The sequence below is a fragment of the Aeromonas sp. FL131 genome, from assembly GCF_049860615.1.
In the GTDB taxonomy this organism is placed as follows: domain Bacteria; phylum Pseudomonadota; class Gammaproteobacteria; order Enterobacterales; family Aeromonadaceae; genus Aeromonas; species Aeromonas hydrophila.
On record NZ_CP187595.1, the window covers coordinates 3,753,625 to 3,768,865 of the forward strand.

Consider the following 15,241-nt stretch of genomic DNA (forward strand, 5'->3'; position numbering starts at 1 on the left):
TCATGATGCACAAACCCCTCAGTTATGCCGCCCTGCTGCTGGCCAGCCAGTTTCCGCTGCAGGCGCTGGCCGACACCGACGTCTACCTCACCAACAACAGCCCGGATCCGGTCCAGCTGGAGATCCGCCAGAGCGGCTCCGGCCAGCTGCAGGCTGGCAGCCAGTGGCTTCAGCACAGAACCGAGCTGGGCCCCTGGGAGAGCGCCATGGTGCTCAGCTTCAACCGCTACGAGGGGGTGAAGGCGGGCAAGAGCTATCTGTTCGAAACCCGGGTCACCACTCCCAGCGGCGACACCTATCGCCTCAACCAGAAGATGGAGGGCACCTGGTGGAACAGCACCCTGCAACACGGCGGCGAGACGCCGGCAGACAACTCCGGCTGGCAGAGCGATCGCGCCATCCACCGCCTGAGCGGGCCGCAGGAGCTGGCCTTTGCCGCCAAGTTCACCGGCCGCTACGACGATCTGCACTACATGCTGACTCCGCCCAGGCAGGTGGAGCAGCCCGAAGCTGACGAAGCCAGGTTGAAGGTGGCCAGCTACAACGTCTGGGCGCTGCCGGTGATCGCCGCCAGCATCGGCGAGCGGCTGGCGCTGCTGCCCGAGTACCTCAAGGGCTATGACGCCCTGCTGTTGCAGGAGGTGTTCGATGGCCGTCGCGAGGGCTTCCTGCAGGCACTGGCCAAGGAGTACCCGTACCAGACCAGGGTGCTCGACAAGCCGGGGGTCAACATCCACGACGGCGGCGTGGTGATCGTCAGCCGCTACCCCATAGTGCGCGAGGCCCAGCTGGTCTATCCCCAGTGCACCGGCACCGACTGCTTCGCCGACAAGGGGGTGATGTATGCGGAGGTGATCAAGGGGGGCAAGGCCTGGCACCTGTTCGCCACCCACACCGCCAGCTTCGACACCGACGAGGCGCGCCGGCTGCGCCAGATCCAGTTCGGCCAGATCCGCACCCTGGCCGCCAGCCTGAAGATCCCCGCCAGCGACACCGTCATCTACGGCGGCGACTTCAACGTCAACAAGCGCAAGTTTGCCGACGACTACGCCGGCATGCTGGCCAACCTCAACGCCGACGAGCCGGGTTATGGCGGCTACACCGAGGCCACCTTCGATCCCAGGATCAACCCCTATGCCGGCGGTCCGCTCTCCGGCGGTGCCAACGTGGAGTACCTCGACTATCTGGTGGTGAGCCGGGAATACGGCGCCGTGCGCCACAACCTCAACAGCGTCTGGATCCCGCGCAGCAGCGATGGCAGCCTCTGGCCCGCCAGCAACCTCTCCGATCACTTCCCGGTCAAGGGAGAGATCAGCCGATGAAGCGCCGCTACGGCTTGCTGGCACTGGCAGTGCTGGCCTTGTTGCTGCTCAACCTAAGCTGGCAGGAGGCGCCAACGCGGCCGGCACACACCGGCCAGCTCGCTCAGCCAGCCGCCGCAGCGTCGCCGCAGACACAGCCGGCACAGGCCCGCGCTAGCGGCCCGGTTGCCGCTACCACCGTGCCAGCCGGCCCAGCGCCTGCGCCTGCCAGCTGGCGCGAGCTGCCGGACGAGATGAACCGGCAGCTCGCCAGCGAGGTGAGCGACAGCGAGCAGCCGCTGGCCGAGCGGCTGGCCAATCTGGAGGCGATAGAGGCCCAATGGCTGAGCGAGGGGGAGAGCCTGTTTCGGCTGCAGGGGCGCTACGCCCTGGCACTCGAGCAGCTGGCGCAGGAGCACGAGCAACTGCCGCTGGCCGAGCGACTGGCCGCCCTCACCCGCTTGCAGGATGAGTGGGCGGCGGATCATCCGGATCTGGCGACTGAGCTGTTCAACCCGGCTGCCCGCTTGCAGCAGGCGCGCCAGCTGTGGGGGGACGAGGAACTGGCGACCCTGGCTCGCCACTTCCTGCCGGCCGGGCAGGCCGAAGCGACCGTGCAGTTTGCCGCCAGCCGACAACAGCAGCTGGCGCAGCGCAGCCACTACCAGCAGCAGCTGACCGAGCTGGAGCAGCAGCTGGCGGCCAGCCGGGGCAACATGGACGAGGCAAGCTGGCAGCAGCACAGGGAGGCGGTACTCGGCCAGTTTCGGCGCGACTTCTTCGCCCAGACGCCGGATCAGCCCTGAGCAGGCAACGGCCTGGGGCATCTGATCCTCACAAGAAAAAGGGCCCGTCAGGGCCCTTCGAATTTCACAGCCATCAGGCCAGCGGATAGCTGGCCGCCAGCCCGTTCTCGCAATGCCAGTTGGCCCACAGCTTGTTGTCGGTGCCCATCAGCAGGGTGGCGAAGTTGCGGGTACGCAGGTAGACGGGGGAGCCGAACGGCTTGATAAGCTCGGCGCGGATCAGCCGGTTCTCGTCGAGGTATTCGGCATCGTCGTTGGTCATAGCGAGGATCCCCATCCACTGGAACTGGGTGGGACAGGGGTGGACGATACCGGAGGAGACCAGCTGGTGCACATTGGTGACCCCTTCACGCTTGTCCTGAATGACGCCAAGGCAGCCCACGTGCACGTCACCGGAGAGGATCAGGGTCTTGCAGCCACGCCGGCTCTTGGCATTGTCCAGCAGCCGCATGATGAGCCGGGCCCGCTCCCCCTGATGATCCTTGGCCCGCCAGTGATCCTTGAGATCGTCGGTCAGCTCCTCCTCCCAGGGGGTGGCATCCAGCGCCGCCTCGGTGAAGGAGAAGTCGCGATAGACCACGGGCACCCCCGCCAACACCAGCAGGTGGCCCGCGTCGCAGGCGGCCAGCGCGTCGTTGATCTGATCCCACTGGGACGGGCTCATCACCTGAGCGCGGGTCCGATTGGCCCGGTTGTCCAGCGCCAGGATCTGGTAACCCCGAAAACTCAGCCGCCAGGAGTGGTGGCCCAGCTTGACCGGATCCAGCAGGGAGACGTTGGCAATGGAGCGCAGCTGGAACAGCCGGAAATAGCGGGACGCGGCGGCATAGATGACCCGATAGACGTCGCAGCCCTGCAGATTGTCCGGCGACTCGGGATAGCTGCCCCAGCCATCGAAGATGTCGTGGTCATCCCACATCATGGCGCTCGGGATCCGGGCCAGCAGGCGCGCCACCTCGGGCCGCCCCCACTGCTTGCAATAGAGATCGCAGTAGAAGCGATCGAGCTGCTCCTCCATGGTGCGAGTGGCCTTGCGTTTGACCTTCTCCGCCATGTCCAGCTCGTTCCAGGCCTTGAGGCTGGGCACCGTGGTCCAGAGGGAGTCGGCATAGACCTGATCGCCCCCCATCAGCAGCAGCGAGAAGGGGTGCGTGGCGTGCTCGGCGGCCAGCTTGTCCCACATCACATAGGGCTGCGGGGTGGAGGTGAGCAGCTTGAAGTCGGAAAAACCGTTGCAGGAGGCGTACCCGATGCGCACCCGCTCCACCGACCCAGGCAGATGAAACTGCCAGCGATCCTCACCGGCCAGATCCCGGGCGGGCTCCCCGTCCAGCAGGATCTGGTACTCCACGCTCGAACCCGCCTCGGCCGGGGTTGCCGTCCAGCTGACCCGCCAGAAGCCACCCCTGGGGGTATCCGCCTGCTTGCCGGCGGCCAGCAGGCTGCCGTTGATCCTGACCCCGGCGCCCTTGCAGTCAGGCCCCGCCAAAAAACAGATGCTGTATTGCGTCTCCGCTTCGAGCCCCAGCAGGGGCCCCATCACCAGACTCGCCATTGCCTATCCCTCCGTGGTTGAACCCATGGAGCATAGTGAAACGGGCGTCCTTTGGTACTGCCCAAGCGGGCAGGGCAGGTCAGCCCTTGCTCTTGAACTGTTTGGCGCTGCGTTTGGCCTGGGTGCGACGTTGTGATCACCTTGCTTGTCGCGAAACGGAGCAAGGCGGCAGCAATGACCTCAGCCCTTGCCCTTGAACTGTTTGGCGCTGCGTTTGGCCTGGGTACGACGATTGGCCTGCTTGTCGCGGGGGGCGCGCTTGCCCTCCCCGCTGGCTGGCTGATCGGTGACCGGGAAGTCGGCGAGCTCGGCCAGCGGTAGCTCGCGGCCGGTAAGGGTGCGGATCGCCGCCAGGGTGTCGACCTCGCCATGGCAGGTGAGCGAGATGGCGAGCCCGCTGCGGCCGGCCCGGGCGGTGCGGCCGATGCGGTGCACGTAGACGGGGGCGCTGGCGGGCAGATCCAGGTTGATCACCAGCGGCAGCGCCTCCACGTGAATGCCGCGCTCCATCAGGTCGGTGGCCACCAGCACCCGTACCTTGCCCGCCTTGAAGTCGCCGAGCGCCTGCTCGCGCACCGCCTGCTCCTTCTCGCCGTGCAGCGCCGCCACCATGATGCCCGCCTTGGCCAGCTTGCGGGCCACCCCGTCGGCGTCGTCCCGCGCGCTGATGAAGACCAGCACCTGCGGCCACTCGTGGGACTTGAGCAGGCTGATGAGCGCCGGCACCTTGCTGCTCTTGTTGACCAGATAGAGGCGCTCCTCGATGTCGTCGGCCACGCTGTTGCGGGGATCCGCCTCCACCCGCACCGGCTCGGTCAGCAGACCGGTCGCCAGCGCATCCAGCTCGGCTGGCAGGGTGGCCGAGAACAGCAGAGTCTGACGCTCGACCGGCATGGCATTCAGCAGCCACTGGATGTCGGGCCAGAAGCCCATCTCCAGCAGCCGATCCGCCTCGTCCAGCACCAGATGGCGCAGCTGGCTCAGTCCCAGCAGTTGCTGGGCCAGCAGGTCCCGCAGTCGCCCCGGGGTCGCCACCAGCAGTTGCGGCCCCAGCGCCAGTTCGGCCTGTTGCAGCGCCTGCGCCACCCCGCCGCACAGGGTCACCAGTCGCAGACCCAGCCCGGCGGCCGGCCCCTGCAGCGCCTCGCTCACCTGCACCGCCAGCTCGCGGGTCGGCACCAGCACCAGCCCCTGCACCCGATCGCAGGCCGGGTCCAGCCGCTGCAGCAGCGGCAGGCCGAACGCCAGGGTCTTGCCGCTGCCGGTGCGGGCCAGTGCCAGCAGATCCCGACCCGCCAGCGCGGCGGGAATGGCCAGTTGCTGCACCCGGGTCGGGCACTTGAGGTCGGCGGGCAGGGTCGCCAGCAGGGCGGGGGCGAGGGCAAGTTCATCAAAAGTCATGGGGCTACGCAGCTATCGACAGAATAGGGAGGTGGGGGCGAAGTCTAGTGAGCGGCCGACCATAAGTAAAATCCCATCCATCGCGGCCACTGGCCCACTCCCGGCCCGCCATGCGCAAAGCGGACCTGACTACACTTCAGGGAACCTCCCCCGGGGACATGACCAGACCATGACCAGACATCCCTCTCTGCTGCTGTTGTTGCTGCTCTGCCTGACGGGGCTGACCAGCCTCAGCCTCTCTCGCGCCGACACGGCGGCCGCCCCTGCCGCCAAACCGGTACGCATCCTCAACGCCCACCTCGGCGAGCTGCCGGGGCTCATCAACGCCGACAAGACCGGCCCCTTCGTCGATCTGGTGCGCGCCATCGATGAGCTCTACCCCGAGGTGAGCATCCGGATCACCATCTATCCCCTCGCCCGGGCCATGGCCGGGGTGATCGCCGGCACCGCCGATTTCAGCCTGCCCGCCATCCGCAATCTGCAGGATGCCGACCTGCTGCCCTATCGCTTCAGCACCCGCAGCTTCGGCAAGGTCACCCACGTGCTCTACAGCAATACCGACCACCTCATCACCCCCGACATGGCCTACGGCATAGTACCCACCAAGCGGGATCTGCTGATCGAGGCGACCCCCGGCTTTCTGCCCATTCCGCTGCAACGGTCGATGAGCATAGAGCAGTCCCTGCGCAAGCTCTCGCGCGGGCGCATCGACGCCTTCATCTGGGCCCAGGAGGAGGCCGACCTGATGCTGCGCCAGCTCAAGCTGACCAATGTCCATCGGGAACACCTGGGGGATTTCGAGGATGTCTTCATCATCGCCAAGGGGCCTGCCGGGGATGAAACGGATCGTTTCCTCGGTGAGGCGATCGACCGGCTCGCCGCCTCCGGCAAGCTGGCAGAGATCTACTCAAGGCTGCACCGCCCCTATGTCGAGTGGCAACCCCACCCGGAGCCACTACCCGCCAAAAACGTGACCAAATCCCCCTGACTGTTCCATAAAAAAATCCCGCCGGGGCCATGCCCCGGCGGGATTGTTGTCAGTCTGCCTGCTTACAGTACGGCCAGGGCGGCAGCGTAGTTCGGCTCGTCGGCGACTTCGGCTACCAGCTCGCTGTGCAGCACCTTGTTCTCTTCATCCAGCACCACGATGGCGCGGGCAGCCAGACCCACCAGCGGGCCGGAGGAGAAGGCCACGCCGTAGTCCTGCAGGAAGGCGGCACCACGCAGGGTGGAGAGGGTCACTACCTTGTCCAGCCCTTCGGCGCCGCAGAAGCGGGACTGGGCGAACGGCAGGTCGGCGGAGATGCACAGCACCACGGCGTTGTTCAGCGCGCTGGCCTGCTCGTTGAACTTGCGCACGGAAGTGGCGCAGGTCGGGGTATCGACGCTCGGGAAGATGTTCAGGATCTTGCGCTGACCGGCGAAGCTCGCCAGGGTCAGGTCGGAGAGATCCTTGGCCACCAGGGAAAACGGCTTGGCCTGCTCGCCGGCAACCGGGAAGTGACCGGCGACGGAGACGGGGTTGCCTTGCAGGGTAACGGAATTGCTCATGTTATGTCCTTGATTATCGAGGGAGGATCAGGCCCTCCAGTATAGGCCCGCCGGGCGGGGACAAACACCCGCCAACCACAGGGATATCACCTCTGCCGGCAGCCTGCAGCGAGGAGCGGGAGAAAGGGGCTTGACCTTGGACTTAACACCAAGGTTTACACTCGGCTCAGTTATCGAAGATCTCGCACCGGCGGGATCCATCCAAGAGGGACTCATCATGAGCAAATCCTGCTGCAGCCATCAACACGCCGCCGCTCCCATCAAGGCCGTCAGCAAGAGCGCTGCGCCCCAGGCCGAGCACCAGCACGACAGCCACTGCTGCGACCAGGCCGCACCGGTCAGCTGCTGCGCGAGTCAGGCCCCCCATGATCATCAGGATCATGCCGCCAGCGACGCTCCCGAGGGGGAAGAGCCCCCCAGAGGGGGTTGTTGCGCCACTCCACCGCCCGCCCATGCCCAGCATGCCCATGACGGGGAGCACGACCACCATGAGCATGCTGTCGTGGCAGAACCTCCGCTGGACGCCCCCGAGCAGAACAGCCGCCGCCACAGCTGGCAGGTGCTGGGGATGGACTGCCCCAGCTGCGCCCGCAAGATAGAGACCGCCGTCAGCCGGGTGAGCGGCGTGCAACAGGCCCGCGTGCTGTTTGCCACCGAGAAGCTGGTGGTGGATCTGGCCCCCGGCCTCTCCCCCGATCCCGTTACCGCCGCCGTGCTGGCCGCCGGCTTCCAGCTCAAGGGCGAGCGCAGCGGCAAGCAGGAGCCCGGCCGCGAGCGCGGCCCGCTGCAGACCCTGCTCGCCAAGTATTGGCAGCCGCTGTCGCTGGCCGGACTGATGCTGGTGGCGGCCCTGCTGCCGAGCCAGATCGGTCAGCCGCTGTTTACCCTGGCCACCCTCTGGGGGCTGTGGCCCATCTCCCGCAAGGCGTGGGCGCTGACCAAGAGCGGCTCCCCCTTCGCCATCGAGACCCTGATGACGGTCGCCGCCGTGGGGGCCCTGTTCCTCGGCGAAACCGCCGAAGCGGCCATGGTGCTGCTGCTGTTCATGCTGGGCGAACATCTGGAGGCCTACGCCGCCGGCCGCGCCCGAGCCGGAGTGACCGCCTTGATGGCGCTGGTGCCCGACAAGGCGCTGCGCATCCGCACCACTGCCGAGGGCGAAGTGCGGGAAGAAGTCGCTGCCGACCAGCTGCGTCCCGGTGACATCATCGAAATCGCCCCGGGTGCCCGCCTGGCCGCCGATGCCCGCCTGCTCGACGCCCTCGGTGCCTTTGACGAGAGCGCCCTGACCGGTGAATCGATCCCGGTGGAGCGCCGTCAGGGTGACAAGGTGCCCGCCGGCAGCCTGGCGGCGGATCGGGTGCTGCGCCTCGAGGTGGTGTCCGAGCCCGGCAACAACGCCATCGACCGCATCCTGCATCTCATCGAGGAGGCCGAGACCCAGCGCGCCCCCATCGAGCGCTTCATCGACCGCTTCAGCCGCTGGTATACCCCGGCCATGATGCTGGTCGCCCTGCTGGTGGTGCTGGTACCACCGCTCGCCTTCGGCCAGAGCTGGGACGAGTGGGTCTATCGCGGGCTGGCGCTGCTGCTGATCGGTTGCCCCTGCGCCCTGGTCATCTCCACCCCGGCGGCAGTCACCTCAGCGCTGGCGGCAGCCACCCGACAGGGGGCCCTCATCAAGGGGGGCGCCGCGCTGGAGCGCCTCGCCCACATCGATACCGTGGCCTTCGACAAGACCGGCACCCTGACCCTGGGCAAGCCGCAGCTGACCGAACTGGTGAGCCTCAATGGCCAGCCGGAGGCCGAACTGCTGGCACTGGCGGCAGCCATCGAGCAGGGCTCCCACCACCCGCTTGCTCGCGCCGTGGTGACGGCGGCCAGCGAACAGGGCCTCAGCCTCGCCGCGGCCCAGGAGCTGCGTGCCCTGCCCGGCATGGGCGTGGAAGGTCGCATCGACGGTACCCTCTGGCAGCTGCTGGCGCCGAGCCGGGTCGCCACCCTGGATGCCGCGATGCAGGCCCGGGTCGCCACCCTAGAGCAGCAAGGCAAGACGGTGGTGGTGCTCGGTCAGCCTGACGCCGCCCCGGCCGCTCTGCTAGCCCTGCGCGACCAGATCCGGCCAGAAGCGGCTGCGGCGCTGCAAGAGCTCAACCAGCTCGGCCTGCAGAGCATCATGCTGACCGGCGACAACCCCCGCGCCGCCGAGGCCATCGCCGGTGAGCTCGGCATGGGCTGGCGCGCCGGCCTGCTGCCGGAAGGCAAGGTCGATGAAATCGCCAAGCTCGGCCTCAGCCAGAAAGTCGCGATGATTGGCGATGGCATCAACGACGCGCCGGCCATGAAGCGGGCCAGCATCGGCATCGCCATGGGAGGCGGCACCGACGTGGCGCTGGAGACCGCCGATGCGGCGCTGACCCACAACCAGCTCGGCGGGGTCGCCGCCATGATCCGGCTCTCCCGTGCGGCACTGGCCAACATCCACCAGAACATAGCGCTGGCACTGGGGCTCAAGGCCATCTTCCTGGTCACCAGCCTGCTCGGCATCACCGGCCTGTGGATTGCGGTGCTGGCCGACACCGGTGCCACCGCACTGGTCACCGCCAACGCCCTGCGCCTGCTGCGCAAGCGCTAAGCCGGCCGTTGACGGCACAACCAACAGCCGCCCCCCAGTGGGCGGCTTTTTTATTGCCTCGCCCACAGCAAAGAAAAAGCGCGGCTGCCGGTCGGCAGTCGCGCTTTGCTTACTCTCTCGGAGTTATCCCACCCTTGGCGAGGTGGAATTCAACCCTGGGGTGCCGAGCCAGCCCCGGGCTCGATGGGAATGACTACTTGGCGCTGCACTCCTGGATCACCGCGGTACCGGCCTTGGTGCCGGCCGGGTCAACCTTCACCTGCACGCTCCACAGCCCCTGCGGCAAGGTGATGCTGTTGTTGGCGCTGCCCGGCTGGGAGAAGCCGATGGCATAACCCGTCTCCGCCGTCACCGCGCCGCCGCCGTTGAGCAGGTACTCCTTGCTCCAGTCCTCGTTGGCCACCTTGAACTCGGTGCTGCCGGTGTAGTTGAAGGCCGCCTGATAGATGGCCAGATCGCCGTCCATCCCCTTGTAGCTCAACTGGTACTGGGGCTGAGCGGCCCAGCCGGAGAGCTCGCCCTTGACGAACAGGTTGTAGCCGAGCGGATTGCCCGCCACCGTGTCCAGCACCTTGCAGCTCTGCACCGGCTCGGTGAAGCTGACGCTCAGGGTGGGCTTGTCCTTGTTCATGGCGGTAAACACGAACTTGTAGCTGCCCGCCTTGGCCAGATCGAGCCCGATGTTGCCGGTATCGCCGCCCTTGCAAAGGGTCAGCGGGGTGCCGACCACCAGCTTGTCACCCGCATTGCAGCTGCCGTAGTTGAGGGGACCCCAGCTGGCATCCGCGATCTTGACGTTGGTGGTGCCCAGCTTGTCGCTGCTCACCTCGGTGGTGAACTCGTACATGAAGTTGCTGCTGAAGGTCATCTGGTTGGTGTTGCCCCACTCATTGAGGAACCCCTTCAGATAGACGGCGGTATCACCAAACGGCGGTACCGTGCTCAGATCAGTCTTCTTGCCGACCGGCAGGCCAGTGCCCTGGGCACCGCTCTGCGGCTTGACGAACACCGCCGCCGACCAGGCCCCCAGGGTCAGGGTACCGCCATTGACGGCCGCATCGCGGGCGATGCTCTCGCCGCCGTGGTGGGCCGGGCTCAACTGCAGGCTGGTCAGGTCGATGGGCTGATCGTTGCCATCACGGAAGTCGCTGACGCTCTGGGGAGCATTGGTGGCGTTGATCATCACCACCAGACCGTCGATGGCCGGATCCAGATCCGCACCCGCATTGACGCCGTCATCCACCGTCATCACGATGAGGCCGGGCTCCTGATCCGGGCCGGTATTACGGAAGTCGACCCGCTTGATCACCTCGGCGCCGCTGCCCAGACGCAGCAGACGGGAGGATTGACGCAGCTCGGCCAGCTCCTGATAGAAGCCCACCATGGTCGCCATGTCGGCACCGCTCGGTTTGACGTGCTTGCCGAGCACCTGCTCGATCAGCGGATAGTTGTCGCCATCCTTGTCCTTGCGCGGCAGCCCCTTGTCGAAATTATTGTCATTTAAGCCGTAGTCGACCCGGTTGTACCAGTCACCCGAGTCGTAGCTGTCCCGCTCCATGGATTTGGAGCGCAGCAGCTCGACACCGGCGTGGGTGAAGGGAATGCCCTGCCCCAGCATGGCGGTGGCCAGCGACACCCCCTGCATCCGCACCAGATCGGCCCCTTGCGGCGCCTTGTAGATCAGGTTGTCGAACAGGGTCTGGTTGTCGTGCTTGTCGACGTAGTTCTGGATTTCGGTCGGATCCTGGGCATAGCCCGCCGGTTGACCGTTGTAGTCGATGTCGGAGCCCTTCTTCGGCATCCCGTCCTTGTCGGTCAGGATGAAGTCCTTGAGGTTGCCGGCCATGCCGAGGCGCACCAGATCGGCCTGATGCAGGGCAGTGGCGCGATCGACGCCATCCATCTCGTTGGCATCCACCAGGGCGCCGTTGCCAAAGCCCTGGGTCTTGCGAATGGTGTCGCCGCCGTCGAACGGACTGCCGCCGCGCACCGCATCCCGCAGCCGGTCGGAGAAGGAGCCGATGCCGGTGCCGGCCAGGTGTTTCTGGGTCGCCTGCACGAAGCGCTTGTCATCCTGCACCTCGCCGAAGTTCCAGCCCTCGCCGTAGAAGTACATCTCGGGGTTGACCTTCTTCACCGCGGCCAGCGCCTGCACCATCTGATCTTTCGGGTGATGGCCCATCAGGTCGAAGCGGAAGGCGTCGATCTTGTAGTCGCGGGCCCAGGTGACCAGGGAGTCATCCATCAGCTTGGCGAACATGGCGTGTTCCGGCGCCGTGTTGGAGCAGCAGGTGGAGTTCTCCACCGAGCCGGTCTCCGGATTGAGGCGCTGATAGTACCAGGGCACTATCTTGTCGAGCACCGACTTGGGCCCCAGGCCCGCCTCGTTGGTGTGGTTGTAGACCACGTCCATCACCACGTTCATGCCGATGTTCTGCTTGATGGCCTTGACCATTTCGCGGAACTCCAGGATGCGCTGGCTGCCCTCGGCATTGGTGGCGTAGGAGCCTTCCGGGGTGGTGTAGTGGTAGGGGTCATAGCCCCAGTTGAAGGAGTCGACACCACGCAGATAGCCGTAGAGCTCCTGCACCTGCGGGTTCTCCTTGCTGTCGCTTCCTTGCAGATCGCCGAGCACGGCCTCAATGGTCTGCCCGCTGCTGCAGTAGCCGGCGAACTTGGAGTTCTGCACCTCGGGGTTGACCTGGCACAGCTTGCCGAAGTCGTCGCTGATGTTGGCGACCTTGGCCGGATCCTCGTTGACGGTGGCGATGTCGAACACCGGCAGCAGGTGCAGGTGGCTGACGCCGCTCTTGGCCAGTGCCTGCAGGTGCTTGACCGGCGCCGTGTCGGTATCGGTCAGGCCGAGGAACTTGCCGCGGTGCTCGGCCGGGGTGGAGTCGTCGTTGCCGGTCAGATCGCGGACATGGGCCTCATAGATGGTGATGTCGGCCGGGTTCTGCTGGCTGTGGGGCGCCTTCAGGCTGTCCCACCCTTCCGGCTTGAGGGCCGGATCGTTGAGATCCACCACCTGGCTGAACTCGGAGTTCATCGCCAGGCTCAGGGAGTAGGGGTCGGTCACCTGATAGGATTCCAGCTTGCGGCTGACCGGGTGATAGACCTGGATGTCGTAGCGGTAGAACTTGCCCACCAGCTCGCTGCCGCCCTGCACGCTCCAGCTGCCGCTGGCCTCGTCCAGGGTCATGGTGCGCTCGCCGAGCGGCTTGTGTTGGCCGTCGAACAGCGCCAGCTTGACCGACTTGGCGGTCGGCGCCCACAGCCGGAAAGTGACATTGCCCCCCTCGACCACGGCGCCATAAGTCAGCTTGGTGGCCGCTTCGCTGTAGAGGGCATCGAGGGCACCGGCGCTCTGCACCAGGGTCGCCCCCTGCAGAATGCCGTCGGCATCGGTGCCGATGGCCACCAGCTCACCCTTGAGCAGCGGTTTGAGATCCTTGCCAGCCGGCAGGGCGAAGGCGGCGGCATCCTTCAGATGCGGATACTTGGCCTGTTGCTCGGCGGTCAGGCTGGTCGGAGTCAGGGTGATGTAGGGGAAGTCGAACACCCCTTCCGCGTTGGCCTTGATGGTGCCGGACTCGGTGTAATAGAGGCGCACATGGGGCTTGTCCTTGCCCCCCTGCCAGATCAGGGTGTTGCCGTCGATCAGGTGGGCACTGGCGCCCGCCACGCCGAAGGCGGCGGTGAAGGCCTCGGCGCGGCTGCCGAAGATCTCGTTCTTGCCGGCGACGATGGCCACGGTGCGGTCCGGGTGATCGCTGAAGACCACCTTCATGTCGCTGCCGGTCAGGTTGGCCAGATCGCCGTTGCGGGCGATGAAGTTGATGCAGCCTTCCAGCTTGCTGAGGGGCACCACCCAGCTCGGGCCGAAGCCGTCAGCCGCGGCCGGGGTGTTGACCTTGTCATCCCAGCCTGCGTTGAGGCCGCTCTCGGCGGTGGCGCTGCAGGCGTCGTTGTTCCACAGGTGCAGGCTGTAGTTGGCGAAGGGGCCAGTGACCCCGCGGGCCGCACTGGTCTGGGTATCCACCAGGGCGATCACCGCCTGATCGGGCCCGGCCACCAGTTGCTCGGCAGGGGGTTGCACATTGGGCAGACGGGCGACGGGGCCGTCCGTGGGGTCAGGGGTGGAGGGGGAGGAGCTGTTGTCATTGCAGCCGGACAAAAGCGCGAGCAGTGAGGCTGTTACCAGCGCCACTTTGGTCTTTTTCATATCCATTTTTTTATAATTCCCGCTGTAGTTAGTCTCGATATCCGAGTACCCGGTCATTGCCGAGCGGTGCCATATTAATCAGCAGAAATCGTTTCAAATGTGAGCAGGGGGGCAAAAAAGTTAACCGCTTTCAACAAGATAACGTTTTCATAACGAAAATCGGATCGGGCTCACAGACCTGCCGCCCGATTCGGCACATACCTGCGGGCAGAGCCATGATGTCTGGAAAAATTGATTTCCGATCAAATGGATAAGTGGATACGGCAAGAGAGAGGGAGCCACGACAGATGAAGCGGATTGAAGAGCAGGCCAGACGGCTGGACCAGGAGTATCAAGAGATTGCCCAATTGTTTGACCAATTTTGTCAGCAGGCGGGGACGCTCGCCGAGCAGTACCACTTCTTCAACTGGCCGGATTATGAGGATACCCCGCCCCTCGCCCGAGCCTTCACCCTGCTGGGGGAGCCACGCGAGCTGCGGCTGCGCTGCCAGCCGGGAGAGCGCGGCAGCTTGAGCGGGCTGATCCAGGTGTGCGGCGAGGAGGGCACCATCCACGCCAGCCTCGGCTTTCGGGCCGATGGCCACCTGCTGCTGGAGTCGGGCCGGCTGCTGGACAACCCGCCCGAGCTGCTGCTCAAGCTGCTGCTCGGCGCCATCTGGCAGCACAAACCGGAGGATGTGCAGGGCCAGCCGCACTGAGCCAGAAAAACAGGAAGGGGCCTTGGCCCCTTCCTGCTGTTGCGTGCGGCCAACCGGCCAGGATCAGGACGCGCTCACCTCGATGGTGACGTGCACCAGCTCCTCGTGGATGGCGAGCCGCGCGCGGATCTCGCTGGCGGCAACCGGCGCCTCCATCAACAGGGAGAGCACGCAGGCATACTGCTGCTGGCCCACCCGCCAGACGTGCAGATCGCGCACTTCGGCGTCCGGCAACTCGGCGATCACCTCACGGATCTCCGCCACCAGCGGCGCGTCCATCTCGGCATCCAGCAGCACCCGGCCGGAGTCGCGCAGCAGGCCCCAGGCCCACACCGCCACCAGCCCGGCCCCCACTATGCCCATCAGGGGATCCAGCCAGTCGGCCCCCCACAGCATGCCCCCCACCAGCGCCAGAATGGCCAGCACCGAGGTGGCCGCATCCGCCAGCACGTGAATGTAGGCGGCGCGCAGGTTGAGATCCTGATGGCCGTGATGCTGGCCATGATCGTGCGGGTGAGCGTGGTCGTGATGATCATGATGGTGGTCGTGACCGTGCCCATGGTGATGACCGTGATCATCCTTGAGCAGCCAGGCGCAGGCCAGGTTCACCAGCAGGCCGACGATGGCGATGACGATGGCCTGCTGGTAGTGGATCGGGCTGGGATCCAGCAGCCGGAACACCGATTCGAACAGCATCATGCCGGCCACCCCCACCAGCAAGAGGGCGCTGGTAAAGCCACCCAGCACCTCGATCTTCCAGGTGCCGAAGCTGAATCTGTGGTCACGGGCGAAGTGGCGGGCGGCGCGGTAGGCCAGCACCGACAGGCCGAGCGCCAGCGCATGAGAGCTCATGTGCCAGCCGTCGGCCAGCAGCGCCATGGAGTTGTAGAACCAGCCGCCGCCGATCTCCGCCACCATCATGATGACGGTCAGCAGCACGGCCCAGCGGGTCTTCTGTTCGGCCAGCGGATTCCCTTCGTGGACGACGGGTTGGTGGCAGTGGGATGAGGCGAGGGATGACATGGATTTCTCCTGAGGACGACAATGCAATATACTATACCCCAGTATA

10 protein-coding genes are annotated in these 15,241 nt (G+C 65.9%); 5 read left to right on the forward strand and 5 right to left on the reverse strand.

What is annotated here, in order from left to right; genetic code table 11:
- Positions 1–5: 5 nt before the first annotated feature.
- Both ACPW75_RS17390 and ACPW75_RS17395 read left to right on the forward strand, forming a co-directional pair.
- Positions 6–1,322 carry a sphingomyelin phosphodiesterase gene (locus tag ACPW75_RS17390; protein WP_143238966.1) on the forward strand — a complete coding sequence of 439 codons (1,317 nt, stop codon included), beginning with the start codon at positions 6–8 and terminating at the stop codon, positions 1,320–1,322.
- The gene (locus ACPW75_RS17395; protein WP_077095877.1) at positions 1,319–2,107 is read left to right on the forward strand and encodes a hypothetical protein; all 789 of its coding nucleotides are present in this window, start codon (positions 1,319–1,321) and stop codon (positions 2,105–2,107) included. Before ACPW75_RS17390 ends, ACPW75_RS17395 begins: the two co-directional genes overlap by 4 nt.
- A 73-nt stretch (positions 2,108–2,180) precedes the next feature.
- Here ACPW75_RS17395 and ACPW75_RS17400 read toward each other — a convergent pair whose 3' ends face one another.
- On the reverse strand, positions 2,181–3,662 hold the full coding sequence (locus ACPW75_RS17400; protein ID WP_077095876.1) for an alkaline phosphatase D family protein: 1,482 nt from the start codon (positions 3,660–3,662) through the stop codon (positions 2,181–2,183).
- Positions 3,663–3,842: 180 nt separating this feature from the next.
- A complete protein-coding gene (locus tag ACPW75_RS17405; protein ID WP_425904332.1) occupies positions 3,843–5,063 on the reverse strand; it encodes a DEAD/DEAH box helicase in 1,221 nt (406 codons plus the stop codon).
- Between the two features lie 169 nt (positions 5,064–5,232).
- Between ACPW75_RS17405 and ACPW75_RS17410 the strand changes: the two genes are divergently transcribed.
- Positions 5,233–6,051, forward strand: a complete 819-nt coding sequence (locus ACPW75_RS17410; protein WP_077098236.1) for a transporter substrate-binding domain-containing protein — start codon at positions 5,233–5,235, stop codon at positions 6,049–6,051.
- 62 nt (positions 6,052–6,113) lie between these two features.
- Here ACPW75_RS17410 and tpx read toward each other — a convergent pair whose 3' ends face one another.
- Complete coding sequence (gene tpx, locus ACPW75_RS17415) at positions 6,114–6,614, reverse strand: thiol peroxidase (protein ID WP_016349389.1); 501 nt, start codon at positions 6,612–6,614, stop codon at positions 6,114–6,116.
- A gap of 217 nt (positions 6,615–6,831) precedes the next feature.
- Between tpx and ACPW75_RS17420 the strand changes: the two genes are divergently transcribed.
- Positions 6,832–9,249 (forward strand): zinc/cadmium/mercury/lead-transporting ATPase, encoded by a 2,418-nt coding sequence (locus tag ACPW75_RS17420; protein WP_179101545.1) that lies wholly within the window; start codon positions 6,832–6,834, stop codon positions 9,247–9,249.
- A gap of 193 nt (positions 9,250–9,442) precedes the next feature.
- On the opposite strand, the gene pulA is transcribed toward ACPW75_RS17420, so the two are convergent.
- Positions 9,443–13,480 carry a pullulanase-type alpha-1,6-glucosidase gene (pulA, locus tag ACPW75_RS17425; RefSeq protein ID WP_252411086.1) on the reverse strand — a complete coding sequence of 1,346 codons (4,038 nt, stop codon included), beginning with the start codon at positions 13,478–13,480 and terminating at the stop codon, positions 9,443–9,445.
- 281 nt (positions 13,481–13,761) lie between these two features.
- Between pulA and ACPW75_RS17430 the strand changes: the two genes are divergently transcribed.
- Positions 13,762–14,172, forward strand: coding sequence for a hypothetical protein (locus tag ACPW75_RS17430; RefSeq protein WP_011704593.1), 411 nt, complete (start codon positions 13,762–13,764; stop codon positions 14,170–14,172).
- A 63-nt stretch (positions 14,173–14,235) separates the two neighbouring features.
- On the opposite strand, the gene dmeF is transcribed toward ACPW75_RS17430, so the two are convergent.
- Positions 14,236–15,195: a CDF family Co(II)/Ni(II) efflux transporter DmeF gene (gene dmeF, locus ACPW75_RS17435; RefSeq protein ID WP_190283850.1), complete on the reverse strand. Its 960-nt coding sequence runs from the start codon at positions 15,193–15,195 to the stop codon at positions 14,236–14,238.
- Positions 15,196–15,241: the final 46 nt, after the last annotated feature.

What these genes read in the sequence shown, in the direction of transcription:
- ACPW75_RS17390 (WP_143238966.1), top strand. Translation starts at nt 6, where the DNA reads ATGCACAAACCCCTCAGTTATGCCGCCCTGCTGCTGGCCAGCCAGTTT.
- ACPW75_RS17395 (WP_077095877.1), top strand. Translation starts at nt 1,319, where the DNA reads ATGAAGCGCCGCTACGGCTTGCTGGCACTGGCAGTGCTGGCCTTGTTG.
- ACPW75_RS17400 (WP_077095876.1), bottom strand. Translation starts at nt 3,662, where the DNA reads ATGGCGAGTCTGGTGATGGGGCCCCTGCTGGGGCTCGAAGCGGAGACG.
- ACPW75_RS17405 (WP_425904332.1), bottom strand. Translation starts at nt 5,063, where the DNA reads ATGACTTTTGATGAACTTGCCCTCGCCCCCGCCCTGCTGGCGACCCTG.
- ACPW75_RS17410 (WP_077098236.1), top strand. Translation starts at nt 5,233, where the DNA reads ATGACCAGACATCCCTCTCTGCTGCTGTTGTTGCTGCTCTGCCTGACG.
- tpx (WP_016349389.1), bottom strand. Translation starts at nt 6,614, where the DNA reads ATGAGCAATTCCGTTACCCTGCAAGGCAACCCCGTCTCCGTCGCCGGT.
- ACPW75_RS17420 (WP_179101545.1), top strand. Translation starts at nt 6,832, where the DNA reads ATGAGCAAATCCTGCTGCAGCCATCAACACGCCGCCGCTCCCATCAAG.
- pulA (WP_252411086.1), bottom strand. Translation starts at nt 13,480, where the DNA reads ATGGATATGAAAAAGACCAAAGTGGCGCTGGTAACAGCCTCACTGCTC.
- ACPW75_RS17430 (WP_011704593.1), top strand. Translation starts at nt 13,762, where the DNA reads ATGAAGCGGATTGAAGAGCAGGCCAGACGGCTGGACCAGGAGTATCAA.
- dmeF (WP_190283850.1), bottom strand. Translation starts at nt 15,195, where the DNA reads ATGTCATCCCTCGCCTCATCCCACTGCCACCAACCCGTCGTCCACGAA.